This is a genomic window from Nonomuraea terrae (assembly GCF_004348995.1).
In the GTDB taxonomy this organism is placed as follows: Bacteria; Actinomycetota; Actinomycetes; order Streptosporangiales; family Streptosporangiaceae; genus Nonomuraea; species Nonomuraea terrae.
On record NZ_SMKQ01000416.1, the window covers coordinates 1 to 2,192 of the forward strand.

Consider the following 2,192-nt stretch of genomic DNA (forward strand, 5'->3'; position numbering starts at 1 on the left):
GTGGGGGGTCGGACGCGGTGGGCTGGAGGGTTACTGCATGCCGGTGGCGCGTTCGAGGAGGACCTTGCGTTGTTTTTCGAGGGCGAGGAGTTCGCCGAAGAGGCGGCGGTGCTCCTGGGCTTCGTCCACCGGGTTGATGCGCTGGAGTCGCGACTTGACCTGAGCAATGGCGCGGTCGACCGCCATCGTCTCCACGCGCGCGAGGATCCCCGTCGCGTAGCGCTGCTCGACCTCGGCGTCCGCCTGGAACGGCTCCACCGCGAAGCGCGTCACCAGCGCCCGCGCCCCGTCTTCGTGGGCGTGCTCCAGCAGCCGGTCGACCCACTCCCGCCCGCCGTGCGCGGCTGCCGCGAGGCCGCCCGCGGTGGTGATGACCTTGTGCAGGGCCGTGTGCTCGGGCGTGGTGAACGCCTGCGGGTCGAGGGCGTCGAACTGGGGACCGAGCAGCGCGGGACGCTGGACGGCCAGCTTGAGCAGCTCCCGCTCGACACGCACGCTCGGGTCGACCGGCGCCGCATGGGGAACGCGCCGGCGGGGGCCCTGCTGGGCGCCCGACACCTCGCCGATGCGCTGCATGACGAACCGCTCGTCCATGAAGCCGAGCCACCGGTCGAGGTCGATGGCGTAACGCTTACGCAGGCCGACGTCCTTGATCGCGGCCACGATGGGCGCGGCGGCGTCGAGGGCGGCGATCTTGCCTTCGTTGCTGCGCAGGTCGTAGCGGGAGATCGTGCTCCTGATCGCGAACTGGAACAGCGGCTCGCGGCTGGCGATCAGGTCGCGCACGGCCGCGTCGCCCTGCTTGACGCGCAGGTCGCACGGGTCGAGCCCGTCGCCCTGCACCGCGACGTACGTCTGCGTGACGAACTTCTGCTCGTCGGCGAACGCGCGCAGCGCCGCCTTCTGCCCGGCCGCGTCGCCGTCGAAGGTGAAGATGACCTCGCCGCGGAACTCGGCCTGGTCGAACAGGAAACGGCGCAGGATCTTGATGTGCTCCTCGCCGAACGACGTGCCGCACGTCGCCACGGCGGTGGGCACGCCGGCCAGATGGCAGGCCATCACGTCGGTGTATCCCTCGACGATCACGGCCTGAGCGCGCTTGGAGATCTCGCGTTTTGCTAGATCAATTCCATAAAGGACCTGGCTCTTCTTGTAAAGCGGCGAGTCAGGAGTATTCAAGTATTTCGGGCCGTCGTCGGAATCGAGCAACTTCCGCGCCCCGAATCCGATCACATCGCCCGTGGCATCCCGGATCGGCCAGATGAGCCGCCCGCGGAACCGGTCGATCGGCCCTCGCCGGCCCTCCTTGGCCAGCCCGCCCTTGACGAGCTCGTCGGAGGTGAACCCGCGCGCCAGCAGGTGACGGGTGAGCGCCTCCCACTCGGCGGGCGCGTAGCCGACCCCGAACATCTCGGCGTCGGCCCGCTCGAAGCCCCGCTCCGACAGGAAGCGCCGCCCTGGACCCGCCTCGGGGCTCATCAGCTTGTCGGCGTAGAACTCGGCGGCCGCCCGGTGGGCCTCGATCAGCCTGGCCCGCTCGCCGTGGTCACGCTTGGGGACATAGCCGCCCTGCTCGTACTGAAGCTGGATGCCGGCCCGCTGGGCCAGCCGCTCGACGGCCTCGCTGAACGACAGGTGCTCGATCTTCTCGACGAACGTGATCACGTCGCCGCCCTCGGAGCATCCGAAGCAGTAGTACATCCCCCGCTCGGGGGTCACGTTGAACGAGGGGCTCTTCTCGTCGTGGAAGGGGCACAGCCCCTTGAGGTTGCCGCCTCCGGCGTTGCGCAACTGGATGTGCTCGCCGATGACCTCGGCGATGGGGGAGCGCTCGCGCACGAGGGCGATGTCGTCATCACGGATCCGGCCGGCCACGTCGGTGAGTCTATTCCGCCCCGCCGACGGTTCCCGACGTCCCGGGTGTTCCGGGCATGAGGCTTCGGGGGGATAGGCGACGGTTACCCGCGGGCTGCTAAAGCCGGAAAGCGGCTATGCGGGGGTCCCCGGTGGGCTACAAAGGTAAAAGTTGTCGGGTGGAACCGGCGGAAACAGTGACACAGGTGGAGACCATGCATTCGGGGCGTATCGGACGATTGGCGGCCGTCACGGGCGCCGTGCTGCTGACCGGTGCCTGCACCCAGGTCACCGGGGTGGCGGGTGTCGGCGCGGTCTCCCCCGCCACGCCCCCGGCG

The 2,192-nt window shown here is 69.4% G+C and carries 1 protein-coding gene; it reads right to left on the bottom strand.

Annotated features, from left to right (window positions below):
* Positions 1–30: 30 nt before the first annotated feature.
* Positions 31–1,875: a DNA primase gene (gene dnaG / locus E1286_RS47020; RefSeq protein ID WP_132623886.1), complete on the bottom strand. Its 1,845-nt coding sequence runs from the start codon at positions 1,873–1,875 to the stop codon at positions 31–33.
* Between the last annotated feature and the right edge of the window lie 317 nt (positions 1,876–2,192).